Source organism: Ideonella sp. FW305-24, from assembly GCF_058788035.1.
Genome location: NZ_JBYTAI010000001.1, coordinates 59,690 through 84,419, shown reverse-complemented (window position 1 = coordinate 84,419; position 24,730 = coordinate 59,690). Strand labels below are relative to the sequence as shown.

Sequence of the window (24,730 nt, the reverse complement as noted above, 5' to 3'; positions counted from 1 at the left end):
GTTCACCACGATCCTATATCGCCTCCTCCCTTCGCATGATTTGGATCAAGCGCATCGCCAGTACGATGGATACGCTGTACGTCCTGGGGTTAACCCTCCTATTTCGTTCGCTCAAAAGAAGAGAACCCGTCATGGATTCAGGCGTCATCGATCTTTCGCGCTTGCAGTTCGCACTCACCGCGCTGTACCACTTCCTCTTTGTTCCGCTCACGCTGGGGCTGTCCTTCATGCTGGTCATCATGGAGGCGATCTATGTGATGACCGACAGGCCCATCTGGCGCACCATCACGCGCTTCTGGGCCAAGCTCTTCGGCATCAACTTCGTGCTCGGCGTGGCCACCGGGCTGACGATGGAGTTCCAGTTCGGCACCAACTGGTCCTACTTCTCGCACTACGTGGGCGACATCTTCGGCGCCCCGCTGGCCATCGAGGGGCTGATGGCGTTTTTCCTCGAAGCCACCTTCGTCGGTGTGATGTTCTTCGGCTGGGACCGGCTGTCCAAGCTCGGCCACCTGGTCGTGACCTTCCTGGTCGCGCTGGGCACCAACCTGTCGGCGCTGTGGATCCTGATCGCCAACGGCTGGATGCAGAACCCGATTGGCGCCGAGTTCAACCCCGAGACCATGCGCATGGAGGTGACCGACTTCGTCGCGGTGCTGTTCAACCCGATTGCGCAGGCCAAGTTCGTGCACACGGTGAGCGCTGGCTACGTGATCGCCTCGGTCTTCGTGCTGGGCATCTCCTGCTTCTACCTGCTGCGTGGCCGCTTCCCCGAAGTGGCGCGCCGCTCGATGACGGTGGCCGCCGCCTTCGGCCTGGCCTCGTCGCTGTCGGTTGTGGTGCTGGGCGACGAAAGCGGCTATGTGCTGACCGACAACCAGAAGATGAAGCTGGCCGCCATCGAGGCCGCCTGGCACACCGAGAAGGCACCGGCCGGCCTCACGCTGTTCGGCCTGCCGGACACCGAGGCCAGGACCACGCGCTATGCGGTCGAGATCCCCTGGGTGCTGGGCCTGATCGCCACGCGCAGCCTGCATGGCCAGGTGACCGGCATGTCGGAGCTGGTGCTGCGCGCCCAGGAGCGCATCAGCTCCGGCGTGGTGGCTTACGACGCGGTCGAAAAGCTCAAGCTGGACCCGAAGAACACGCAGGCTCGCGCCGCCTTCGAGCAGCACAAGCACGACATGGGCTACGCGCTGCTGCTCAAGCGCACGCTGGCCGACCCACGCGAGGCCACGCCGCAGCAGATCGCTGCCACCGCCTGGGACACCGTGCCCAGCGTGCCGGTGATGTTCTGGAGCTTCCGCATCATGGCCTTCATCGGCTTCGCGATGATTGCGCTGTTCGCCACAGCCTTCGTGCTGTGCTCGCTGCGCCTGCATGGCCAGGCGCGATGGTTCTGGAAGCTGGCCGTGCTGGCCATTCCGCTGCCCTGGCTGGCAGCCGAGCTGGGCTGGGTGGTGGCCGAAATGGGCCGCCAACCGTGGGCGATTGATGGCGTGCTGCCCACCTTCCTGGCCGCTTCGTCGCTGAGCCGCACCTCGCTGTGGATCACCATCATCGGCTTCACCTCGCTGTACGGCACGCTGGCCGTGATCGAGGTCCGGCTGATGCTCTCGGCCATCCGCAAGGGCCCGTACGACCATCACGACGAGCAGCAGCCCGCGCCCGGCCCGGTGCCGGCCAGTTCACCCGTTGCCGCCTGAGCCCACAAGAAGGACAACAACATCATGGCTTTCTTCGACTACGAAACCCTGCGCTTCATCTGGTGGGCGCTGCTGGGCGTGCTGCTGATCGGCTTCGCGCTGACCGACGGCTACGACCTTGGCGTCGGCGCGCTGCTGCCCTTTGTCGGCAAGACCGACGTCGAGCGCCGCATGGTCATCAACTCGGTGGGCCCGCATTGGGAGGGCCATCAGGTGTGGTTCATCCTGGGCGGCGGCGCGATCTTCGCGGCCTGGCCGTTTGTCTATGCAGTGAGCTTCTCCGGCTTCTACCTGGCGATGTTCGTGGTGCTGGCCGCGCTGATCCTGCGGCCGGTCGGCTTCAAGTACCGCTCCAAGCATGAAGACACCGCCTGGCGCACCCGCTGGGACTGGGCGCTGTTCGTCGGTGGCCTGGTGCCGGCGCTGGTCTTTGGCGTGGCGGTGGGCAATGTGCTGCTGGGCGTGCCGTTCCGGCTCGATTCGGACCTGCGTTCGTTCTACGAAGGCAGCTTCTTTGCGCTGTTCACGCCGTTTTCGCTGCTGTGCGGTTTGCTTTCGGTGGCGATGCTGGTGCTGCACGGCAGCGCCTGGCTGACGATCAAGGTCGAGCCCGGTCCGGTGCATGTGCGCGCACGCCGTTTCGGCACGGTGGCCGGCCTGACCAGCCTGCTGCTGTTTGCGGCCGGTGGCCTGTTCGTGGCCTATGGCGACCTGGGCTACAAGCTGACTGCGCCGGCGGACCACTTCGGCCCGTCCAACCCGCTGCGCTCGGAAGCTGTGCACACCGCAGGCGCCTGGCTGGCGAACTATGCGGCTGCGCCGCTGACGATGCTCGCTCCCGCCGCCGGTTTCCTCGGCGCGCTGCTGGCGCTGCTGGGCATTCGCCTGCGCAGCGAAGGGCTGGCCTTCTCCGGCTCGTCGCTGTCGGCCGCAGGCATCATCGCCACGGTGGGCGTGTCGATGTTCCCGTTCATCCTGCCTTCCAGCATCGACCCGCGTTCCAGCCTCACCGTGTGGAATGCCTCGTCCACCGAGAGCACGCTGGGCGTGATGCTCTTCGTCACCGTGGTCTTCCTGCCGCTGATCCTGATCTACACCGGCTGGGCCCTGCGCGTGATGCGCGGCCGCGTGACCACCCAAGAGATGGCCACCCACCCGGACCGCTACTGAGGGCCCCCAGGGCCGGGCTGTGCCCGACCCGCCCCCCGAGGGGGTCAAGGAAACTTGGGGCGGCCCTGCGTTTCCTTGGCCGCTCCGGCATCACGATCCAACAAATCGAAAGGACTTTTCAGGCATGTGGTACTTCACCTGGATCCTCGGCCTCGGCCTGGCCGTCGGCTTCGGCATCCTCAACGGCATGTGGCATGAGTTTCATCTGCCGGAGGAGGAGACTCCCGCTGGCGCGTAGCGCACGGCTCAGCCAGAACGGGGAAGGGCAGTTGCTCCGCGCTTCATGGCCGTTCGCCCTGAGCCTGTCGAAGGGTTCGTGAACCCGCTCAACGTTCCTTGAAAGCCTCGCGTGCTTTGAGCAAGGGTCGCAGCACGAACTCCAGCACCGTGCGTTCGCCGGTGTTGATCTCGACCGTGGCGGTCATGCCGGGGCGGACGGGCAGGGCCTTGCCGCCGGCTTCCAGGGACGAGTGGTCGACCCGCACCAGCGCGCGGAAGTAGGTGTTGTCTGGGCCGCCGTTGTTGCGTTCGGCGTCGCCCAGTGCGTCGGGGCTGATCGAGTCCACCGTGCCGCGCAGGCCGCCGTAAAGGTTGTAGTCGTAGGCGCTGAGCTTGATCTCGGCCACCTGGCCCACCTTGACGAAGCCGATCTCGCTGGGCTTGATGCGGGCCTCGACCAGCATGCGGCTGGTCAGCGGCACGATCTCCATGATCGCGGCGCCGGGGTTGACCACGCCGCCCAGCGTGTTGTTGCGGATGTTCTTGACCAGGCCGACCACCGGCGACTCGATCACGGTGCGCCTGACCATGTCTTCGCGTGCCACCATCTGCTGCTCGATCTGCGCCAGGTCCGACTGCACGCGCAGCATCTCGGTGCTGGCCTCCTGGCGGAAGCGGCTGCGGCGTTCGGTGGACTGTTGCTGCATCTCGCCGATCTGGCGCCGCAGCCGCATCACCTCGACCTCGGACATCAGCCCGCGGGCCGACATGCTTTCGGCCATGTTCAGTTCCTTCTGCACCAGGCCGATGCTGCGCTGGTACGACGCCACGGCTTCGTTGAGCAGCTGCCTGCGTGCGTTGAAGGCTTCGATCTCGATGCTGACCAGCTTGGGCTTGGCCGCCAGTTCGGGCGGGAAGTTCAGCGAGTTGGCGCCCGAGGCTTCGGCACGCAGCCGCACCATGGTCGCCTGCAAGGCCAGTTGCTTGACCTCGCCTTCGTTCTGCTGGGACTCGAAGCGTGTCGGGTCCAGCCTGGCCAGCGGCTGGCCGATCTTCACCTCCGAGCCTTCCTTGACCATCAGCTCGCGCAGGATGCCGCCTTCCAGGCTGGCAATGACTTGCTCGCGGCCGTCTGGCACCACTCGTGCATCGGTGCGGGTGATCTCTTCGACCTTGGTCATGCTGGCCCAGGTGCCGGCTGCGACCACGGTGGCCAGCATCAGCCAGATGGCCGCGCCCGCGCCGGTGCGAGATTCCAGCACCTGCGCTTCGCGCACGCTGCTGAGGAACTGCACGTCGCCCGGTTTCAGGCGGCGCTGCTCGCGCTCTTCGGTCGTTTTGCGCCAGCGCTGCATGAGCGATGGCTTGGGTGGCTTGGCGCCGGGCTGCAGCGGCAGATCGGCCGCGTGCACCAGCCCGGTCGGGTCGATGCGGCCTTCGCCGCCTTCGTCCGTCGCATGCCAGCTGCGTTTGCTCAACGACATGCTGCACCCTCAGGCCTGTCGGCCTGTCCCGCCAAGCGGGAATTCGCCCCTTCGGGCGGCCGTGCGGGGAAAAATGGTGCACCCAGGGACCGCTGGTCCCGTCCCGCCAGGCGGGAGTTCGCCCCTTCGGGCGGCCGTGCGGGGCTCATGCCGGTGCCCTACCCGCCATGCCAGGCGGCATGGCACCGGGCGTCGGTTGCGCTGCCGGCGGGCGGGCGGCGGGCGGCTGGCCCGACAGCGCTGCCAGGACCTGGCCCTTGGGGCCGTCCATCAGCACCCGGCCGCCGTCGACGACGATCAGCCGGTTGACCATTTCCAGCACCGCCGGGCGATGGGTGACGATGATCAGCGTGCGGTTGCCGACCGAGGCTTGCAGCCGCTGCAGGAATTGCACTTCGCTTTGCGCGTCCATCGAGCTGGTGGGTTCGTCCATCAACAGGATCTGCGGTGAGGTGACCAGCGAGCGGGCCAGTGCCACCAACTGGCGCTGGCCGCCCGAGAGCAGGCCGCCGCGCTCGCCCACCGGCATGTCCCAGCCCAGCGGGTGCGAGGCGATCACGCGGTCCAGTCCGGTGAGCTGGGCCACGCCATTGAGGCGGCTCGCATCGGCCGCGGTGCGGTTCAGCAGCACGTTGTCTTTCAGCGTGCCGGCGAACAGGCGCGGGTCCTGCGTGACAAAGCCGACGCGGGCGCGGAAGTCGGCCGGGTCGATCTGGCGCAGGTCCACGCCGTCCACGTCCACCCGGCCTTCGCTGGGTTGGTAGAGGCCAGCCAGCAGCCGCAGGATGGTGGACTTGCCCGAGCCGATGCGACCGAGGATGGCCACGCGGTCACCCGGCTTGAAGCTCAGGCTGACGTTCTGCAGCACCATGGGTGCCGCGTCCTTGCCGGTGGGCGGGTAGGCGAAGCCGGCCTGGCTCAGCGCAATGCCGCCTTCGATCTTCGGCGTGGCCACATAGGCGCGTTGTTCGTCGCGTTCCAGCGGCAGCTGCATCAGCCGGTCCAGCGACTTCATCGCGGCACGCGCGCCCTGGTAGCGCACGGCCAGGCCGACCACGCTGCCCAGCGGCGCCACCGCGCGGCCGGCGAACATCACCGAGCCGATCAGCGCGCCTGCGGTGATGGTGCCGTCCTTGATCAGGTACACGCCCCAGACCAGCATCACCAGCGTGACGGCCTGCTGCGCGGCAGAAGACAGGTTGTTCGACCAGCTCGACAGCGCGCGGGCACGCAGCGAGGAGTTCGCCGCCTGCGCGGTGGCCGATTCGTAGCGCTGCAGGAAGCGGCCTTGCGCGCCGCAGCTCTTCAGGTCTTCCAGGCCTTCCACCGCTTCGACCAGCACGCCCTGCAGGTCCACCTGGTGGCCGAGGTTGGCCTGCATGGATTTCTTCAGCGAGCCCTGGATCACGATCACCACGCCCAGGATGATGGGAATGGCCATCGCCAGCACCCAGCCCAGCGGGCCGCCGGTGATGAAACACATGGCGACGAACATCGCGATGAACGGCAGGTCCGACAGCGTGGACAGCGTGGCCGAGGCGAAGAAGTCGCGCACGGTTTCGATCTGCGCCAGGTGGTGCGCAAACGCGCCTGAAGACGCGGGCCTGTGCTCCATGCGCACGCCCAGCGTCTGGCGGAACAGCAGCGAGCCGATGATCATGTCCGCCTTGCGGCCGGACAGGTCGATCAAATGGCTGCGCAGTTGCCGCGCGGCCAGGTCCATGCACAGCGCCAGGAAGGCGCCGCTGGCCAGGGTCCACAGCGTGACGAATGCCTGGTGGGGAATGACCTTGTCGAACACCACCGAGGTGACCATGCCGGTGACCAGCATCATCACGTTGCTGACCAGCGCGGCCATCAGCGCCGAGCGGTAGTACGGCATGAAGCGCCGCAGCGTGCCCCACAGCCAGTGGCTGCCGGACTGCAGCACCTTGTGCTCGTTCTGCCCCAGCTCCACCCGCGGCGCCACGGCCAGCGCATGGCCCAGGTACTCGCTCTTCAGCTCGGTTTCGCTGACGATGCAGGTCGCGCCCGCCGCCGCCGGCAGCACGATCTCGTAGCTGCATTCACCCTTGCCACCCTTGGCCGGCAGGCGCTTGGTGATGACGCAGGTGTCGCCTTCGCGCAGTAGCGCCACGACCGGCATCATCAGTGCGCTGATCTGGTCCAGCGGGCGTTCGATCAGGCTGGCGTGGTAGTCCGCCTCCTGCATCACGCGCACGGCCTGGTTGGGCCGCAGCGCGCCGTCCACCGCCACGCCGGCCAGCAGCGAGGCAGCAGAGCGCGGCCTGCCGTAGTGGAAGGTGATCCAGATCAGGCTTTGCACCAGCGCGTCGTCGTCCGGGCTGACGGCCTTGGCGCCGGGCGCGGCCGAGGCTGCCGATGGCGGCAGCTCGATCGCCGGCACGGCGTCGTCCATGGAGAGCGTGATCGCTTCCGACACTGGCAATTCCCTCGTTTCAGCCATGTGCGCGCTGTGCCAGCGCCATGGTCTCGAATGCGTCTTCGATGTCCCGCACGATCTGCGGCATGTCGAACAGGGCCGAGCTGCGGCCGTGTTCGGCCAGGTAGCGCTTGTACGAAGCCACCCGCTTGGGATTGCGGCCCAGCTGGATGGCCAGCTTCTCGTAGTCGGCGATGGACTCGGTGATCAGGTCCGGCAGGCCCACGGCGGTCAGCAGGCTGCCGGCCATGCGCGAGATGTAGCTGCGGCCCGAGCATGTCAGGATGGGCAGGCCCATCCACAGCGCGTCGCTGGCGGTGGTGCCGGCGTTGTACGGGAAGGTGTCCAGCATCAGGTCGGCGAGCTGGAAGCGGGCCAGGTAGTCCGGCGGTGCCACACGCGGCGCGAAGATCAGCCGCTCGCGGGCCACGCCGGTGGCGTCCGCCTGGCGCAGCATGTTCTCGCGCGCCCATTCGTTGTCCGCCAGCAGCCACAGCACGCTGTTCGGCACCTCGTGCAGGATGTGCATCCAGGCCGCGAACACGGGTTCGGTGAACTTGAAGTTGTTGTTGAACGAGCAGAAGACAAATGCGTCTTCCGGCAGCTCGTATTGCGCGCGCGTTGGCATCTTGCCGATCTCGCGCTGGCGGTCGCTCACCTGGTAGCAGTTCGGCAGGTAGATCGGCTTTTCGGTGTGGAAGGGCAGCAGCGCTTCGGGCATCACGAAGCGGTCGGCCAGGATCCAGTCCACGCCGGGCAGGGCGCAGGTGCCGGGAAAGCCGAGGTAGCTCACCTGGATGGGGGCCGGGCGCTGGGCCAGGATGTTGGCGCGCGCGCCATTGGTCAGGCCCTGCAGGTCCACCAGCACGTCGATGCCGCAGCTGGCGATCATGCGGGCGGCGGTGTGGTCGTCCACGCCGCCAATGCGGTAGTAGTGGTCGAAGCTCTTCACCAGCCGCGCGCGCAGCGGCGTACCGTCGTCCCGGCTCCAGCTGAAGGCGAAGGTCTCGAAACGCGCGTGGTCGTGCAGGTCCAGCAGCTCGGCCGTCAGCAGGCCCACGGCGTGCATGTGCAGATCGCCCGAGAGGTAGCCGATCTTGACCTTGCCGGTGCGCGGCGGAAAGCCGACGTGCATGGCCTTGGCCGGCGGCGCGGGCAGGCGTTCGTGCACGAAGCGCTGCGCGGCCATCAGCTGCAGCACGGGGTCGTCGCTGGCACTGAGCATGGCCAGCGCCGAGGTGCCCACCAGCAGCTGGTTCTGCGTCACTTCGCCCACGGTCTTGTACAGCGGCCATTCGCACTGCTTCTGGCGGATGTGCACATAGTGCTGCAGCACGTCGAACTGGTCTGGCTTGAGCGACAGGCTGTCGCACATGTAGCGCTCGGCCACGTCGAAGCGGCGCAGCGTCTCGTTCAGCCGCGCCAGGTTGTTCAGCGCATGCAGGCGCAGCGGCAGCGCATCGGCTCCGCCGTCCTGGGTGTCTTCCAGCACGCCTTGCCACTGGGCCTGCGCTTCCTCATGCGCGCCCCGGCGCTCCAGCGCGTGGCCCAGGTTCAGCTTGGCCTGCGGGAAGTGGGGCGACAGTGTCAGCGCCAGCTGGTAGGCGGCTTCCGCCTCCGGCAGCCGGTTTTGCGCCGCCAGCACCGTGCCGTGGTTGAAGCAGGCCACGTACTTGACGGGCGAATCGGTGTGGGTGATCCACAGCCGGTAGATCTCGGCCGCCTCGGCCATCAACCCCTGTTCCTGCCAACGCCCGGCAAAGTCCAGCAGCTCATTGATGGGCATTTCACCGCTCTGCGCCCGCACCAATTGCGGCACGCAGGCCGCCTGGAAAGCCGGCACGGCAGGCACGGCGCCTGCCGCCTCAGGGGCAGAGGTCTCGGTCACGGGGCGCGGCAAGGTGGTCACGGTCATGTTCGGCGAGCTGATGGAAAGCTTCACCGATGGTAGGAAAGACCGCCCTGCTGTGGTGCCCGGAAATGGCGGGGGGATTGGGGGCTTCTTGGGGACTGTCCGGTGCCGCATCGCCTTGAAAAGGGGGCTTCTGATTAAATTCTCTTAACTATTCATGAATAATCCAAATGGCGACACTTGGCGTTCCGGCTGGCGGTGAGCTTGAGCAAAGCATCAGGCGAGCGCTCAAGGGTGGAGCGAAGTCCGCGGCTGAACTCATGGAGGGGTTGGGTGTCAGCCAGCCAACGCTGTCACGAACTATTCGTGGAATGTCGCGCGAAGTCACATTGTTTCGAATCAAGGGCGTTCGGACCCCGCAGTACGGCTTGCTCCGGCAGTTGCCGCTGGGTCTCAACCCGAGGCAGCGGATCTACAAGATCCTCAGCACTGGCTCCTTCGAGCCGTTCGCCGAGCTCGAATTCCTGTCCGGTGGTGCGACGCTGGAGCGCATGGGCACGGTTGCGCGGCTGTACGAAGGGCTGCCGCCCTACATCTCATTTGCTGCGCCGTCCGGCTTTTTGGGCCGCGTCCAAGCCCAGGCGGCTTCGGCGACCGCCCGGTTTCCTGAGAGCCTGAAGGACTGGGACGACGAGCACAAACTGGCGTACCTCTTCACCCGCGCCGTGAACCAGGTGGGGAACCTGGTGTTTGGTGACGCTGCAGTGGAGCGGGAGATGAATCTCCGCAAGGCCCATGCAAGGCTTGGCGGGGACAAGGCCGAGCACTACGAGGCCGTTGCCACGGCACTCAAGGGCCATGCCCTGGGTTCCAGCGCGGGAGGGGAGCAGCCAAAGTTGCTCGCGACGCTGGAGGATGTCGGGCACCTCATCGTCAAATTTGCAAAGCTCGGGACTCGCATGGCGGATCTGCTGCCACTCGAACACCTGGCGCTGCGCTCGCTTGCGGAGGTGGGCATCCCGTCGTCCAAGACATCCTTGGTGAGCTCGGGCGACTTCGTCTTCCTGGAGATTCGTCGCTTTGACCGCATCGGTGAAACGGGGCGCGTCGGCATGCTGTCGGCGGGCGCTGTGGACGATGAGTTCTTCGGCAAGCGCGACACGTGGTCGGAATTTGCAGCCCGGTGCGAGCAGGTCAGGTACCTGTCGTCAAAGGACGTGTTCCAGGTGGACGTGATGGCCGCCTTCAGCGAGCTCATTGGCAACACGGATCGCCACTTCGAGAACATCTCTTTGCTGATCGATGAGCGCGGCGAATATATAGGGGTCGCGCCGGCCTACGACATCCTGCCGATGCGCTATGCGCCAATCGGTGCCGGCATTGATCCTGACCTGGTGCCGATAGAGCCAAAGGTCGGCACAGTGGGTGCCAAGCCGCAGGTGTGGGCGATGGCGGCGAAGGCGGCCCGCCGGTTCTGGATGGCGGTGCAAACCGAGCAGCTACCGGTGCCGATCTCGGATGACATGCGGATGCTGGCCACGAAGAACCTTGACGTGTCCATGAGTTTCGTGGCGCCGCTGCTGCCAGCCGGTGCATCCTGAAGGGGCGCGGCACCCAACGCGAGTGCTCAGCTTTCGTCACTTCCTTTCCAGGAAGCTTTTCACCGGTGCCACGCTCGCCGCCGGGTCTTCTTCCTGTGGCACGTGCCCCAGCCCGTCCAGCATCACCAGTTGACTGCCCGGGATGTCGTGGGCGAAGCGCTGGGCGCTGTCCGGGGGAATCAGCTTGTCCTGCTGGCCCCAGAGGATCAGCGTGGGCAGGCGCAGCGTGGCGATCTGGGCGGCGTCTGCCCCGCGGTCGAGCTGGCGCATGCGCAGGCCCAGCGCGCGGCGGTTGCCTTCGCGCAGCGTCAGTTCATAGAAGCGCTCGACGAGTTCGGGTGTCACGCGGTCCTGGTGGGCATAGACAGCGCGCAGGCTGGCTTCGACGGCGGCGCGGGGCAGCAGGTATTCGCCCAGCTTGTTCAGCACCGGCACCTGGGCCAGCAGGAAGCCGATGGGCACCGCCTGGGACCTGAAGTCGTAGCCGGCGGAGTCGACCAGGATCAGCTTTTCGACCCGCTGCGGCGCGGCGGCGGCCACGCGCCAGGCGACCTCGCCGCCCAGCGAATTGCCGGCGATCACCACCTGCTGCAGCTTCAGCTGGTCCATCAGGTCCAGCGTGAACCTGGCCAGCGTGGCGTCGCGGTAGTCGTCAGGCGCGTACTGGCCGGTGAACGGACCCGTGAGGCCGAAGCCGGGCAGGTCGAAGCGGATCACCCGGCGTTGGCCCTTGAGCGCCTGTGTCCAGCCTTCCCATGTGTGCAGGCTGTCGCCGGTGCCGTGGATGAGCAGCAGCGGGGCGGGGTCGTCGCGTGGGCCTTCGTCGCGCAGGTGCACCAGCTGGCCCTTGACGTCGATGAAGTCCGACGGCGGCAGGGCCCAGTGCGCGACCAGGGTTTCGACGGCGCGATCCGGCGCCTGCATCAGCGGCAGCGACAGCGCCGTCAGCATCAGCAGGATGCCGAACATGCGCCAGAGCACCATTTTCACGTCAGCCCCTCGCCCGACGAATACGTCGGTCGATCCCCCGAGGGGATGCGGCCGGCTTGGGAGCGGCCCGGCGCTCGGCCCGCTGGGATGCTGCCACGTTGAAGTTCATGCAGCGCCAGCCTTGGCTGGCCGGCGGCCGACCGGCGCGGCCTGCAGCGCAGGGTCCAGCACTTCGCGCTCGTCGAACACGAAACAGCCGCCATGCCAGTGTGGCGCACCTTCGGTTTCTTCGAAGTATTTGAGGATGCCGCCTTCGAGCTGGTAGCTGTGGGCCAGGCCCAGGTCCTGCATCACCAACGCGGCTTTTTCGCAGCGGATGCCGCCGGTGCAGTAGCTGACGATGGTCTTGTCCTGCAAGGCTTCGCGGTGCGCGGCCAGCGCGGCGGGGAAGTCGCTGAACTTCTCCAGCCGCCAGTCGATGGCCTTGTCGAACGCTCCGGCGTCCACCTCGAAGCCATTGCGGGTGTCCAGCATCACGACCTCGCGGCCGGCGTCGTCATGGCCTTCGGCCAGCCAGCGCGCCACGGTGGCCGGCGAGACGGCCGGCGCGCGGCCGCCCTGCGGACGCACGGTGGGCATGTTCATGCGGATGATCTCGCGCTTGACCTTGACCTTCAGGCGCTCGAAGGGCTGGGCCTCGCTCCAGCTTTCCTTGGCCGGCAGGTCGGCAAACCGCGGGTCGGTCCGCAGCACGGCCAGCCAGCCGTTCACCGCTTCCGCCGACCCGGCCAGGAACAGGTTGATGCCTTCCTCGGCCAGCAGCACCGTGCCTTTCAGGTCGCGGGCCTGGGCCTCGGCATGCAGGTGGTCGCGCAACGCTTCCAGGCCATCGAGCGCGACAAAACGGTAGGTGGAGATGTTGAGGATGGGCAGCGACATGGCCGTGATTTTACGAAGCGGCCAACGGTGTGTCGCTGCCCACTGGCGCCACGGCGCTGCCTGCAGGCTGTCAGTTCATGCCCAGCTGGCTGAACAGGAAGGCGAAGATGTCGGCCTGTTCGGCCACGCCGGCCGCCAGCGAGGTGCCGATGCCGTGCCCGCCATCGGCCTCCACGCGCAGCAGCACCGGCCGGCCCTCGGCCAGCGAGCCGGGGTTGGCGGCCTGCATGCGCGCGGTCATCTTGAACGACATCCAGGGCTCCACCCGGCCGTCGTGCAGGCCGGTGGTGAACAGCATGGCCGGGTAGCGGGTGCCGTCCTTCACCTGGTGCAGCGGCGAGTAGGCGAGCATCGCCTTGAACTGAGCGGGATCCTTCACGCTGCCGAACTCGGTCACGTTGAAGGCGCCGTTGGAGGTGTTCTCCACCCGCATCATGTCGTACAGGCCCACTTGCGAAACCACGGCACGGAACAGCTCCGGCCGCTGGGTGGTGACCGCGCCCATCAGCAGGCCGCCATTGCTGCCGCCCTGGATCGCCAGGCGCTCGGGCGTGGTGTAGCCCAGCTTGATCAGGGCCTCGGCGGCGCCGATCATGTCGTCGAACACGTTCTGCTTGCGCGTGAGCATGCCGCCCTGGTGCCAGGTTTCGCCGAACTCGCCGCCGCCTCGCAGGTTGGCCTGCACGTAGACGCCGCCGTGCCGCAGCCACAGCGCCACGTCGCGCTTGAAGCGCGGCTGTTCCGAGATGCCGAAACCGCCGTAGCCGGTGAGCAGCACCGGTTGCTTGCCGTCCAGCGGCGTGCCGATGCGCCGCACGATGGTCATGGGCACCTTGGTACCGTCCTTCGAGACGGCCCATTCGCGCACGGCCTCCACGCCGGGCAGGCCACCGTCCTGGGCAAACGCGGGCGGTTCGGCCAGGTCGGTGGGCTGCGGCTTGGGCTCGGCCGCGGCGCTGTCCAGGCGCAGCCAGCTGAAGGCGCGGGTGAAGCTCTGGCTGCCGATCAGCAGTTCATCGCCCTTCAGTCGAAGGCCGATCAGGTTGGTGGACGCCGCGGGCGCCGGCAGCGTGCCCAGGGGCTCGCCGGCCAGCGTGTAGCGGCGCAGTTCCGTGGGGCCGCCGAGCAGGGCCTCGACGGTCAGGCGTGTGGCGCTGGCGGCAAAGGCGCGTGGCGGCCGGCCGGGCGCCCGGGGAACGGTGAAAACCAGACATGGCGAATTCAGCGTGAGCAATGAAGCGGGCCATTGTGGCGGCACTCGATGCGTGCGATGTTTGGCTCAAGGTTTCGGTGCGGATGCCCGATGTAGCTGGGGCGACTTGATGCCGAATCGGGTGCGCGCCGCTGCGCGTGCAACCCGTCCAACCAACACCTTGGAGATGCTTGTGACCGCTTTGTATTTGACCGCGATGGGTGCGTTTGTCCTTGCCATCGTCGGCCTGTGGGACACGCTGTACGCCTTGACGCGCCGCAGCGCCTGGGAAGAGCAGCACCATGCGGTCGCCGCGCCGTTGATGGCGCTGAGCGAAGCGAAGACGGTGTTGCAGCGCGCGAAGAATCTGCCGCTTGTGCACGTCAACCGCCGCTCGCGGTCAGATCGCGCACGCGACCGCGGCGTCGAAGTCGTCGCCTGAGCCTGCACGCCGCCGCCTCTGCGGCTGCAATGCTTCACCTTGCCCGGCTGCGCCTCAGCGCCGCCTGGCAGGGCGCTCGTACTTCTGCCAGTAGCCGAACTCGTCCTGGTGGACCTCGATGTCGATCTCGGCGACGCGGGCCTGAATCGCAGCCTGGGCGTCTGCCACGCCCTTGTTGTAGAGCGTCGGGCCGATCTCCTCGAGGAAAAAGCCGAGCAGCGCGCCCGCGGCAATGTTGCCGATCTTGTCGTCCATGTGCTGCTCGAAGTAGCGCTGGATCGAGGCAATGGCCTGCTCACGGACAGGCTTGTCGAGTTCGATGGGCATGGGCTGGCGCGAGAGTGGCAAAGGCGCCAGCCTAACCTGCCGGCGGCACGCCCGGCGCCGCCGGGTTTCGTCAGATCGCTTCGGCCGGCCCGAAGAACTCGTGGTGGATCTGGTCTTCCGGCACGCCGAGCGCCAGCAGCGAGCGCCGCACCTCGCGCATGAAGGGCTTGGGGCCGAGGAAATAGGCGTCCACGTCGCGGGTGCCGGCCGGCAGCCAGTCGGCCAGGCGCTGGGTGTCCAGGCGGCCCACCGCATGCGGCAGCCGCGCGCCGGGCAGCGTCTCGTCGTAGCAGTAGAAACGCTGCAACCGCGGGTGCTGCGCGGCCAGCGTGTCCACCGTGTCGCCAAAGGCGTGCACACCGGCATGGCGGGCGCAGTGGATGAAGTGCACGGCCCGGTCCTGCGCCAGCGCAGCGTCCAGCATCGCCAGCGTGGGCGTGATGCCGACACCGCCGCTGATCAGCACCACAGGCCTGTCGCCCGGCTTCAACGTGAACTGGCCCGAGGGCGGGAACAGCGTCAGCGTGTCGCCCACCTGCAACTGGTCGTGCAGGAAGTTCGAAGCCTTGCCATTCGGCTCGCGCTTGACGCTGATGCGGTAGTCGCGCCCGTTCGGCGCGGCCGAGAGCGAGTAGGTGCGGCGGATTTCTTCGCCTTCCACGAACAGCTGCAGCCCGATGTACTGGCCCGGTTCGAAGGCGACGATGGCGCCGCCGTCTGCCGGCTCGAAGTGGAACGAGGTGATCTCGTCGCTCTCGCGCCGCTTGTCGCTTACACGGAAGAGCCGGCCGCCACGCCAGCCGCCGGGTTCCGCAGCGGCAGCATCGTAGCGAGCGCGCTCGGCCGCGATCAGGATGTCGGCCAACTGGCCGTAAGCCGCGCCCCAGGCCGCGATGACTTCGTCCGTCGCGATCTCCGCGCCCAGCACCTCGCGGATGGCGCGCAGCAGGCAGGCGCCCACAGGGCCGTAGTGCTCGGGCTGGATCTGCAGCGCCACGTGCTTGTTGACGATCTGCGCCGCCAGCCCGCCCAGCGCTTCCAGCCGGTCGATGTGCTTGGCGTACATCAGCACGCCGTTGGCCAGCGCGCGCGGCTGCGTGCCGCTGGCCTGGTGGGCCTGGTTGAACAGCGGCCGCACCTCCGGGTGTTCGGCCAGCAGGATCTTGTAGAAATGCGTGGTCAGTGCTTCCCCGCCGGTTTCCAGCAGCGGAACGGTGGCGGTGACAATCTGGCGTTGGGCTTCGGTGAGCATGGTGTTGGGTCCCTGGCGGTGATGAGTGGGCGGCATCCGCAAGCGCCGTTCCACAATGCCTGACCAGGAAAATCAGGCACTTGGCGCATGTTGCTGTCAGAATGACTCGGTGACGAAAGAGTCGTTTCGACAGCATGGAGTCAACATGACCACGCCAACGACGATGGACGCGCTGGTGCCGCTGGTGGCCGACCTCGCGCGCGAGCTGCCCGAAGGCGAGCGCTACCGGCGCCTGCTGCACGGCTTGCGGCAGCTGATCCCTTGCGACGCGATTGCGCTGCTGCGGCTGGAAGGCGAACGCCTGCAGGCGCTGGCGGTCGAAGGCCTGAGCGCCGACACGCTGGGCCGCCAGTTCCTGCCAGCCGAGCACCCGCGGCTGCAGGCCTTGCTGAACGCGCCCGGCCCGCTGCGCTTCGATGCCGACTGCGAGCTGCCGGACCCGTACGACGGCCTGGTCGAACACCAGACCGGGCCACTGCCGGTGCACGACTGCGCCGGCTGCGCCGTCAAGCTCGACGGCCAGCTTTGGGGCATGCTGACGGTGGACGCGCTCAGCGTCGGCCGCTTCGATGGCATTGAGTTGTCCGCGCTGCAGGCCTTTGCCGAACTGGCCGCGGCCACGGTCTCGGTGATCCGCCGCATGGAGGCGCTGGCGGTGCGCGCCGAGCAGGAACGGCGGCGTGCCGAGGGTTACCGCGAGGCGGCGGTGGCGGCCCGCGTGCCGCGCCGCCTGCTGGGCCAGAGCAAGCCGTTCAAGGCGCTGCTGCAGGAGATCGAACTCGTTGCGGCCAGCGAACTGCCGGTGCTGATCCACGGCGAAACCGGCGTTGGAAAGGAGCTGGTGGCGCAGGCGCTGCACGAGCGCTCGGCGCGTGCGGCCCAGCCCATGGTCAGCGTGAACTGCGCTGCGCTGCCGGACACGCTGGTCGAGAGCGAACTCTTCGGCCACGTGCGCGGCGCTTTCACCGGCGCGCATGGCGACAGGCGCGGCAAGTTCGAACTGGCACACGGCAGCACGCTGTTCCTCGACGAAGTGGCCGAGCTGCCGCTGTTGGTGCAGGCCAAGCTGCTGCGCGTGCTGCAAAGCGGCGAGCTGCAGCGCCTGGGCTCGGACCGGCCGCACCGCGTGGACGTGCGCCTCATCGCCGCCAGCAACCGCAAGCTGGCCGACGAAGTCAAGGCCGGCCGCATGCGTGCCGACTTCTACCACCGCCTCAGCGTCTTCCCGCTGCAGGTGCCGCCACTGCGCGAGCGTGGACGAGACGTGCTGCTGCTGGCCGGCTCCTGCCTCGAAGAAAACCGCAGCCGCCTCGGCCTGGGCGCGCTGCGCCTGGAGGCAGACGCCCAGGCCGCCTTGCTCGCATATGGCTGGCCCGGCAACGTGCGCGAACTCGAACACGTGATCGCGCGAGCCGCACTGCGCGCGCTCAGTCGCCAGCCGAGCAGGCCGCGCATCCTGGGCGTCGCAGCGGAAGACCTGGATTTGCCCATCGCGGCATCCGAGCCAGTGGCGGCGCAGGCTTCATCTACCGGGCCAGGAACCGAAATCTCCCCTGTCGCCAACTGGCGAGACGCGGTCGACGAGTTCCAGCGTCGCCTGCTCCAGACCACGTTGACCTCGCACGGCGGCAGGCCGGCAGCGGCTGCGCGTGCGCTGGGACTTGACCGGGCGAACCTGGCGCGACTGGCCAAGCGCTTGGGTGTGGCGACAAGTGCCGGGGGTTGAATGTTCACGCCAAGGCGAGTTGACTGGTGCGCGCATCACGATGGACAGGCCCCCGGCCATTCGAAAGGTTGACATGAGCGACGACTTCTCCGCAGACGCGAACTACCACATGCGGCTGCTTGTCGACCGGGTGCCGTCGATGCTGGCTTACTGGGATCGAGACCTGCGTTGCCGGTTCTCGAATCGTGCCTACGAGAAGTGGTTCGGTGTGAGTCCGGACCGCTTGCTCGGCACGTCCATACGCGACCTGCTTGGACCGAAGCTGTTCGCCATGAATGAGCCCCACATACAAGCAGCATTGGCGGGCGAGCGCCAGGTGTTCGAGCGGATCGTGCCCGGGCCGGGTGGCGTCCAACGCCACAGCCTGGCGGAGTACATCCCCGACCTTGTCGGCGACGAGGTGCGGGGATTTCTCGTGCAGGTCACCGAAGTCACCCAGTTGAAGGAGACCCAGGCGGCCTTGCGTCGGGAAGAGCAACTGCGTGGGCAGGTCGAAGCGCATGCCGCTGAACTCGACGCACTGCTGCGTGAGCGCACCGAGATGCTGGACGTTCTCGCACACGAGGTCAGGCAGCCATTGAACAACGCCTCTGCTGCCTTGCAGAGCGCGAAAGGCGCGCTCAGCGTCATGGGTGACCTTTTCGTCTCGGACCAGCTGGTGCGGGCGCAAGCCGTGCTGGGGCAGGTGCTCACATGCATCGACAACACCTTGGCCGTCGCGTCGCTGCTGGCGCGGCCCGAACCCATCCAGTGCGATGACACAGACATCGACACCTTGATCGCGGTTGTCGTCGCCGACATGCACGAGGCCGAGCGCAGCCGCATCCATGTTCAGCGGGACACGACGACGCGAACGGCGCTCATGGACATGAGTCTCATGCGACTGGCCCTGCGCAATGTGGTTTCCAACGCCTTGAAGTTCAGCCCCCCCGGCACGCCGGTGCAAATCCGCATTGCCGACTCCGATGAACCTCTGGCGCTGGTGATTGACGTGTGCGACTCGGGCGCCGGGATTCATCCAGAACAGCTGCCCGGGCTGTTCGCCCGTGGCGCCCGCGGGCGCAATGCCAATGCCGGCCACGGGCTCGGCCTCTACATCGTCCGGCAGGTGATGTCGCTGCATGGAGGCAGCGTCGAAATCTTGAGCACGGGAGACGCAGGCACGACCCTGAGGTTGCTCGTCGACCAGGCCGGAAACGGCGCGTAGGCAGACGAAGGCTGCCAGCGCACGGCGCGCCCCGCGTCCCAAGCCTTCGCAAACCGGCAGGCCCGGGATGTTCAGATCGCCTTGAGCAGCGCGCGAAAGGCGTAGCCGACACCGGACTTGGTTTGCAGCGGCACGGTCGCCGGGGTGGCGCGCTCAATGCGGCGGCGCAGCCTGAAGACGGTGGCATTCAAGCTCCCGTAGCCTTCTGCATCGCCTGCTCGGCCCAACTGCAGCAGCAGGGTGTCGCGTGGCACCACCTTGCCCTGTGCTTCGACAAAGCACTCGATCAGGATGCAGTCCGCGTCGCTCAGGTCGACGCGGGCGCCGTCCGGCGCAATCAACTGGCTGACCCGGCGATCCAGGCGCCACACGTTTTGCGCGGGATCCATCGCGACCGATCGCCTGCACACGGCCTTGATGGCCAGCAGGATTTGCTCGAACTGAACCGGCTTGGACAAGTACATGTCAGCCCCGGCCGTGACGACCTGCTTGAAGGTGTCCGCGGCGAGCCGGCCCGAAACAACCAGCACGCCGGCGTTGGTGCGCTGCCGGATGATCTTGATCAAGTCCGTGCCGTCTACGCCTGGCAGCATCAGGTCGGTGACGTAGAAGTCATACATGTAGGGATCGGCGTGCGCGAGCAGGTCGTTGCTGTCGGCGAAAGTGCTGACGGCGATGCCCTGTTCACGCAGGTAGCGCGACAGGCCATCCGAGTACTCCCGATCATCGTCGACCAGGGCCAGGGTCTTGGGCAGCATGTATCAGCGGAAAAAGCTCAGAACAGCAGTCATTCGATCACAACCGCCTGGCTGGTGGCCCTGAGAGTCGGTGTGCAAAATCACCGCATATTCATGCGATGCGAATAAATTCGCTCACGGAGACTGTCATTGGTGCCGATAGCGCGACATGGCCAATTGCAGACAGATCCAAGCCGTCTCGGTGCGCTGGGTTGAGCTCGGCCTGACACGTTGAATAAAACCCAGAGGTAAATCCATGAAGTTCGAGAACATGACCATCCGTGCCAAGCTCACCGCAGCCTTCGGAGTCCTGGCAGTGCTGGTTGTGCTGGTTGCGGGGCTCTCGCTGAAGTTCCTGGCCGACGCAAACGACCGCTTCACAACCCTCATCCGCGGCGTGAATGCGCGCGCCTTGGTGGCCGCCAGCGTCCGCAACGCGGTCGATCGCCGAGCCGTCGCGGTGCGCAATCTGGTGCTCGTCAGCAAGCCTGGGGACCTGGCCGCCGAAAAGGCGGCTGCCTTGCAAGCCCATGAGGATGTGCAGACGCGCCTGACCAAGCTCAAGGAGATGGCGCAGTTGCCCGGCGTGACGGAGGAAGCGCGACGGCTGATCGGGGGCATCGATCAGGTCGAGCAGGCCTATTCACCCATCGCGGTGGCCATCGTCAAGCTGGCGGTGGACGGCAAGCGCGACGAGGCGATTGCGAAGATGAATGACGAATGCCGTCCGCAGCTCGCGGCCCTGATCAAGGCTTCCGATGCCTATCAATCATCCACCGCGAGCCAGGAAGAGGGGCAGGTCGCGGAGGTGGCGCAAGCGTATGCCGACCAGAGGAAACTGTTGATGCTGGCCTGCCTGCTGGCCGTCGGCGCAGCGGGGCTTGCGGGTTACCTGATCGTGCGCAGCCTCACTCGCGCCTTGGGTGCCGAGCCGGCGCAACTTGGCGCTGCGGCGCAGCGAGTCGCCGGAGGCGAACTCTCTTCTTTGCCGGGGGGGGAAGACGCACCCGCCGGCAGCGTGCTGGCGTCGCTCAGCGCCATGCAATCCAGCCTCTCCAGCATCGTCGGCGAAGTCCGGGGGGCCTCGGAGTCCATCGCAACGGGCTCGGCGGAGATTGCCATGGGCAATGCGGACCTCAGCCAGCGCACCGAAGAGCAGGCCAGCGCCCTGCAGCAGACCGCGGCCACCATGGACCAGCTCGGCACCACGGTGCGAAACAACGCCGACAGCGCCAAGCATGCCAACCAGCTTGCCACTGGCGCCAGCGAGGTGGCGATGAAAGGCGGGGACGTGGTGTCCCGCGTCGTCGGCACCATGAAGGGCATCAATGACAGCAGCAAGCGCATCGCCGACATCATCGGCGTCATCGACGGGATTGCGTTCCAGACGAATATCCTGGCGCTGAATGCCGCCGTCGAAGCTGCGCGGGCCGGCGAGCAAGGGCGTGGTTTTGCAGTCGTTGCCAGCGAGGTTCGCAGTCTTGCCCAACGCAGCGCTGCCGCCGCCAAGGAAATCAAGGGCCTGATCAACAACAGCGTCGAGCAGGTCGAGCATGGCAGCGCGCTGGTGGACGAGGCCGGGCGAACCATGGAAGAGATCGTTGGCGCGATCCGGCGTGTGAGCGACATCGTCGCCGAGATCAGCGCTGCCAGCGGTGAGCAGAGTTCAGGCGTTTCCCAGGTGGGCCAGGCCATCTCGCAGATGGACCAGGTGACCCAGCAGAATGCCGCCCTTGTGGAGGAAAGCGCCGCCGCCGCGGAAAGCCTGCGGCAGCAGGCGCAGCGGCTGGTGAGTTCGGTCTCGGTCTTCAGTCTGTCGTCCCAGCCAGCCTCGACGATCAGTGCAGGCCCAAGGCCTGTCGCATCGAAGGCTGCGCCAGCAGCCAAGGCAGGCAGCAAATCACCCAAAGCGCCGAGCCGCCCGGCGCCCGGCAAGACCATGGCAGTCACCGGCCATGAGGAATGGGCGTCCTTCTAATCGTTGGCGGTCCGAGTGCAGTGGGAGAGTGGGACAGGGGAGTCGCACATCTCCTGAAGGCCGTCGTTTTCGTGCGCTACCCCGGAAGCTGACACTTTACGGCGAGCGAGCCTTCGTCCACGTCATGTCGGCCATTGCCGGATCGCGAGGCCACGAACAGGGGGCAGGGCCTCGCGCCCACCACCCTACACTCGGCGCAACTCACGCCGGGGGGCTGTGCATGAAGACCCGATCTGTCTTGGCCGCTGCCGTGCTGGCACTGCAGGTGAGTGCAGCGGTCGCACACGAGCCTGTGGTGCCAGCACCTGCGGCGCCTGCAGAACCTGCCACTGGCCCGGCGAGCGTGGGCGTGGTGAAGTTCGCCAACTCTGGCGCGCCCGCGGCGCAAGCCGACTTCACCTACGGCCTCGCGCAGCTGCACAACTTCCAGTACCCGGCCGCCGCTGCCGCCTTCCGGCGCGCGCAGGTGGTGGACCCGGGTTTTGCCATGGCCTACTGGGGCGAGGCCATGACCTACAACCACCCGGTGTGGATGCAGCAGGACGCTGCTGCCGCCCGCGCCGTGCTGGCCAGGCTGGGGCCGGACCGCGCGACTCGCGTGGCCAAGGGCCAGACCGAGCGCGAGCGCGCCTACCTCGACGCTGCGGAGGTCCTCTACGCCGAGCAGGGCGACAAGTTCGAGCGCGACAAACGCTACGCCCTGGCCATGCAGCGCCTGCACGAGCGCTGGCCGGACGACATCGATGGCACCGCGTTCTATGCGCTTTCGCTGCTCGGCACGGCCCATGCCGGGCGTGACGTGGCGACCTACATGAAGTCCTTTGCGCTGCTGGACGATCTGTTCCGGCAGTACCCGCAGCACCCTGGCATCACGCACTACCTGATCCACTCGGTGGACGACGCGGCGCACGCGCCGCTGGGCCTGCAGGCGGCACGCGCTTATGGCGAGATCGCGCCGGAGTCCTCGCACGCGCTGCACATGAGCTCGCACATCTACCTGGCCCTGGGTCTGTGGGACGAGGTGGTGGCCGCGAATGAGCGCTCGCTCGCGGTGGCCTCGCGCCGCAGCGGCATGCGGGGGGTGATGCCCATCGCCTGTGGCCACGGTCCGATCTGGCTCAACTACGGTTACCTGCAGCAAGGTCGGTATGCCGACGCGAAGCGCGTGCTGGCCGAATGCCTGGCGCTGGGGCGGCAGCATCCCGGCGGCGGCGCGGCCGGCGAGTTCAACCCCGAAGCCTCGCCCGTCGGCGCCTTCTACATCATGCGGCTGCGCTACCTGCTGGACGCGCCGGCCGATGCCGAGGTCATGGGCTGGACGCCCGCCGCCGGCAACCTGCCGTATGCCGAGTTCCTGCGCGACTATGGCGATGCCATCCTTGCCGTGCGCAGGCAGGCAGCCGGCGAGTTCGCCGAAGCCGCCACGCGGGCACGCGCCAGTGCCGCTCGGCTGCGCGCCGAGATTGACCAGGCGGTCATGCCCGCGGATGACGCCTTTCGCCGCGTGCTCGCCATACAGCTCGGCCAACTGGAAGCCGCCGCGCCACTGCTGGCCGGCCAGCGCGCCGTGGGCCTGGCGCAGCTGGAAGCCGTCGCGCGGGAGGAGGATGCATTGCCAGCCGCCTTCGGCCCGCCCCAGGTCGACGAGCCCACGCGCGAACTGCTGGGCCGCCTGCTGGCCGCTTCCGACCCTGTCCAGGCCCGCCAGCAGTTCGAGCGCGCGCTGGCGCTCAACCCCGGCCGTGTGGACGCCAGGCGCGGCCTGCTGGCGGCCACCCGCGCGCTGGGCGACAGCGCGGAAGCAGATGCGATCGAGGCGCAGCTGAACGATGCGCTACGGCGGGCGGATGCAAGGTCTGGCGCGGCGCGCTGAACGCCTTTCCGCATCGGCATTTACGCTTGTTCACAGCTGGCGAAGCGCCTGCCTTCTACCATCAAAGCGGTTCTCGATGATGTATCGACCGGGTTGGCGCATGGACACTCCAAAGGGATATGCCATGGCCACCGCAGAGTGGTCACGTCGGGCAGCGCTTTTCAATGTGAGCAAGTCCCTTGCCGGGCTGAAGCTCGAACGAGGGAGATCTCATGGGGGAAGACAGACCCAGGCCGACGTGCGCGCCCAGTCCGGCTGGCGAGCGCCTTCGCGCTGTCCGGCCCGCCATGCGCATCGCAGGCGCCGCAGCGGCCGGCTTGATATTCAGTTCGTGCGGTGGAAGCTCTTCGTCCACAACCGACACGGGTGCCGCCGCGACCTTGCCGGCCCAGGCGTCTGCGAGTCGCTCGGTGCAGGCCGCCCAGGGGGGCGACGAGCGTTCCGCCTCCGCATTCGAGGCCGCCACTGCAACAGTGGAGTGGACCTGGCTGGCGAACGAGAACGAGTCCTTCAAGGTGAAGGGCAAGCAGGTCGTGCGCTATGGCCTGGACAAGAGCTGGGTGAAGAAAACGATGAAAGGCGCGGGCACTTGCTCGACCGCCTTCTTCGGGGTGGACCCGGCGCCCGGCAAAGCCAAGCACTGTGAGCTGAAGGTCGTTCCCCCACCACCGCCTCCTCCACCGCCCCCTCCGCCGCCAGTGGTCTATGTCAATCCGGCCTTGATCCCTGCGGTGAACCAGAACCCCGTGGGGGGCTGGTCGCAGGACATGCTGCTGCCCACTACCGAGGTGGCGCCTCCCTCCGACATTGGCGCATTCCGCACGGGTTGCCAGGTGTCGAAATACGCCTTCGACGATCCGATCGTGTTTCCGGGCCAACCCGGCAAGAGCCACCTGCACACCTTCTTTGGCAACACCGGGGTCAATGCCAGCAGCACGGCCGACAGCCTGGCCACCACCGGCAACAGCACCTGCCGGGGTGGAACCATCAATCGCAGTGCCTACTGGGTGCCCAGCATGGTCGACACGCGGACGGGAGCGCCATTGGCGCCCATGTTCGAATCGAACTTCTATTACAAGACCGGCTATGCCTTGCCGCCCAGCGCCATCACCGCAATGCCCGCTGGCCTGCGCATGATTGCCGGCGATTCCAAGGGAACCCCCGAGGCACCCAGCGCGGCGGTGATGTACGCCTGCGTCTGGGACCGTGGCAATGGCGACTGGCAAAACAGCATTCCGACCGACTGCCCCGTCGTCGGCACTTCCTGGCTGATCATGGCCATCGACTTTCCGCAATGCTGGGACGGTGTCAATCTCGACGCGCCGGATCACATCAGCCACATGGCCAATCCCGTGAACGTGAAGGCCAACAACACCGGCAACTGCCCCAGCTCGCACCCGGTGGCCATTCCGCAGATCTCATTCCAGGTGCTCTATCAGCTGAAAGCCGCGGGTGAAACCAAGTATTGGCGTCTGGCGAGCGACAACTACGACCTGACCAAGCCGGCAGGCCATTCCGGCCACGGCGACTGGTTCAATGGCTGGAAGCCGGAGATTGTCGATGTCTGGGTGAAGAACTGTGACCGTGCCCAGCGCGATTGCCATTCGCACCTGCTTGGCGATGGCCGCATGATGGTCATTCCCTGAGAAGCT

At 67.0% G+C, this 24,730-nt stretch carries 19 protein-coding genes; 10 read left to right on the top strand and 9 right to left on the bottom strand.

Translation table 11 applies throughout. The features are described 5' to 3' along the window. Positions 1-131 precede the first annotated feature (131 nt). The 3 genes from AC3WR5_RS00370 to cydX all read left to right on the top strand — a co-directional run bounded on the left by AC3WR5_RS00370 (position 132) and on the right by cydX (position 3,114). A complete protein-coding gene (locus AC3WR5_RS00370; RefSeq protein WP_141286530.1) occupies positions 132-1,706 on the top strand; it encodes a cytochrome ubiquinol oxidase subunit I in 1,575 nt (524 codons plus the stop codon). 24 nt (positions 1,707-1,730) lie between these two features. Then, positions 1,731-2,876: a cytochrome d ubiquinol oxidase subunit II gene (gene cydB / locus AC3WR5_RS00365; protein ID WP_492480988.1), complete on the top strand. Its 1,146-nt coding sequence runs from the start codon at positions 1,731-1,733 to the stop codon at positions 2,874-2,876. A 124-nt stretch (positions 2,877-3,000) separates the two neighbouring features. Beyond that, positions 3,001-3,114 (top strand): cytochrome bd-I oxidase subunit CydX, encoded by a 114-nt coding sequence (gene cydX, locus AC3WR5_RS00360; protein WP_141286526.1) that lies wholly within the window; start codon positions 3,001-3,003, stop codon positions 3,112-3,114. Between the two features lie 88 nt (positions 3,115-3,202). Here cydX and AC3WR5_RS00355 read toward each other — a convergent pair whose 3' ends face one another. The 3 genes from AC3WR5_RS00355 to AC3WR5_RS00345 form a co-directional block, all read right to left on the bottom strand. After that, the gene (locus AC3WR5_RS00355) at positions 3,203-4,579 is read right to left on the bottom strand and encodes an HlyD family type I secretion periplasmic adaptor subunit (protein WP_492480986.1); all 1,377 of its coding nucleotides are present in this window, start codon (positions 4,577-4,579) and stop codon (positions 3,203-3,205) included. A gap of 145 nt (positions 4,580-4,724) precedes the next feature. Beyond that, positions 4,725-7,022 (bottom strand): type I secretion system permease/ATPase, encoded by a 2,298-nt coding sequence (locus tag AC3WR5_RS00350; RefSeq protein ID WP_492480984.1) that lies wholly within the window; start codon positions 7,020-7,022, stop codon positions 4,725-4,727. A 16-nt stretch (positions 7,023-7,038) separates the two neighbouring features. Beyond that, positions 7,039-8,910 carry an O-linked N-acetylglucosamine transferase, SPINDLY family protein gene (locus AC3WR5_RS00345; protein ID WP_492480982.1) on the bottom strand — a complete coding sequence of 624 codons (1,872 nt, stop codon included), beginning with the start codon at positions 8,908-8,910 and terminating at the stop codon, positions 7,039-7,041. Between the two features lie 194 nt (positions 8,911-9,104). On the opposite strand from AC3WR5_RS00345, the gene AC3WR5_RS00340 reads away from it, so the two are divergent. Beyond that, complete coding sequence (locus AC3WR5_RS00340) at positions 9,105-10,475, top strand: HipA domain-containing protein (protein ID WP_492480980.1); 1,371 nt, start codon at positions 9,105-9,107, stop codon at positions 10,473-10,475. A gap of 36 nt (positions 10,476-10,511) precedes the next feature. Here the strand turns inward: AC3WR5_RS00340 and AC3WR5_RS00335 are convergent, their stop codons facing one another. The 3 genes from AC3WR5_RS00335 to AC3WR5_RS00325 all read right to left on the bottom strand — a co-directional run bounded on the left by AC3WR5_RS00335 (position 10,512) and on the right by AC3WR5_RS00325 (position 13,578). Next, a complete protein-coding gene (locus AC3WR5_RS00335) occupies positions 10,512-11,459 on the bottom strand; it encodes an alpha/beta fold hydrolase (protein WP_492482565.1) in 948 nt (315 codons plus the stop codon). Positions 11,460-11,570: 111 nt separating this feature from the next. Further along, the gene (locus AC3WR5_RS00330; RefSeq protein WP_492480978.1) at positions 11,571-12,344 is read right to left on the bottom strand and encodes a sulfurtransferase; all 774 of its coding nucleotides are present in this window, start codon (positions 12,342-12,344) and stop codon (positions 11,571-11,573) included. Positions 12,345-12,414: 70 nt separating this feature from the next. Next, positions 12,415-13,578 carry a prolyl oligopeptidase family serine peptidase gene (locus AC3WR5_RS00325; RefSeq protein WP_492480976.1) on the bottom strand — a complete coding sequence of 388 codons (1,164 nt, stop codon included), beginning with the start codon at positions 13,576-13,578 and terminating at the stop codon, positions 12,415-12,417. Positions 13,579-13,729: 151 nt separating this feature from the next. Here AC3WR5_RS00325 and AC3WR5_RS00320 point away from each other — a divergent pair, with 151 nt between their 5' ends. Beyond that, positions 13,730-13,978, top strand: a complete 249-nt coding sequence (locus tag AC3WR5_RS00320; RefSeq protein WP_492480974.1) for a hypothetical protein — start codon at positions 13,730-13,732, stop codon at positions 13,976-13,978. 54 nt (positions 13,979-14,032) lie between these two features. On the opposite strand, the gene AC3WR5_RS00315 is transcribed toward AC3WR5_RS00320, so the two are convergent. Both AC3WR5_RS00315 and hmpA read right to left on the bottom strand, forming a co-directional pair. Then, entirely contained in the window at positions 14,033-14,305 is a 273-nt protein-coding gene (locus AC3WR5_RS00315; protein ID WP_492480972.1) for a DUF2164 domain-containing protein, read from the bottom strand. Positions 14,306-14,375: 70 nt separating this feature from the next. Then, positions 14,376-15,557 carry an NO-inducible flavohemoprotein gene (gene hmpA, locus AC3WR5_RS00310; RefSeq protein WP_492480970.1) on the bottom strand — a complete coding sequence of 394 codons (1,182 nt, stop codon included), beginning with the start codon at positions 15,555-15,557 and terminating at the stop codon, positions 14,376-14,378. A 145-nt stretch (positions 15,558-15,702) separates the two neighbouring features. Between hmpA and norR the strand changes: the two genes are divergently transcribed. After that, on the top strand, positions 15,703-17,283 hold the full coding sequence (gene norR / locus AC3WR5_RS00305) for a nitric oxide reductase transcriptional regulator NorR (protein WP_492480968.1): 1,581 nt from the start codon (positions 15,703-15,705) through the stop codon (positions 17,281-17,283). 73 nt (positions 17,284-17,356) lie between these two features. Next, positions 17,357-18,490, top strand: a complete 1,134-nt coding sequence (locus AC3WR5_RS00300) for a sensor histidine kinase (RefSeq protein WP_492480966.1) — start codon at positions 17,357-17,359, stop codon at positions 18,488-18,490. 71 nt (positions 18,491-18,561) lie between these two features. On the opposite strand, the gene AC3WR5_RS00295 is transcribed toward AC3WR5_RS00300, so the two are convergent. Then, entirely contained in the window at positions 18,562-19,248 is a 687-nt protein-coding gene (locus AC3WR5_RS00295) for a response regulator transcription factor (protein WP_492480964.1), read from the bottom strand. Positions 19,249-19,483: 235 nt separating this feature from the next. Here AC3WR5_RS00295 and AC3WR5_RS00290 point away from each other — a divergent pair, with 235 nt between their 5' ends. The 3 genes from AC3WR5_RS00290 (at position 19,484) to AC3WR5_RS00280 (ending at position 24,724) form a co-directional block, all read left to right on the top strand. Then, positions 19,484-21,205, top strand: coding sequence for a methyl-accepting chemotaxis protein (locus AC3WR5_RS00290; RefSeq protein WP_492480962.1), 1,722 nt, complete (start codon positions 19,484-19,486; stop codon positions 21,203-21,205). A 220-nt stretch (positions 21,206-21,425) separates the two neighbouring features. Further along, entirely contained in the window at positions 21,426-23,078 is a 1,653-nt protein-coding gene (locus AC3WR5_RS00285; protein ID WP_492480960.1) for a hypothetical protein, read from the top strand. A 410-nt stretch (positions 23,079-23,488) separates the two neighbouring features. Beyond that, entirely contained in the window at positions 23,489-24,724 is a 1,236-nt protein-coding gene (locus tag AC3WR5_RS00280) for a DUF1996 domain-containing protein (protein ID WP_492480958.1), read from the top strand. The last annotated feature ends 6 nt before the right edge of the window (positions 24,725-24,730 follow it).